Here is a 211-nt window from a genome sequence, read left to right as displayed (position 1 = left end):
CTACTAACGACACCACGCCAGAGCTTACCGGTACGGTGAACGATCCGAATGCAGTTGTGGTGGTAACGATTGACGGCAACGACTATACCGCTACCAATAACGGTGACGGTACATGGACACTGGCTGACAACGCAGTTGCTACGCTTGCAGAAGGCAGCTACCCGACTTCGGTAAGCGCGACAGACGCCGCGGGTAATACTGTCACCAATAC

1 protein-coding gene is annotated in these 211 nt (G+C 54.5%); it reads left to right on the top strand.

The features are described 5' to 3' along the window. Positions 1–211: Ig-like domain-containing protein (locus tag ACXAGK_RS19535; protein WP_474857491.1), on the top strand; the 211-nt coding region annotated here is incomplete at both ends.

Source organism: Alteromonas sp. ABM1_013 (genome assembly GCF_056160505.1).
Note: the sequence above shows the minus strand (reverse complement) of the source record. Positions and strands in the feature narration are given on the sequence as shown.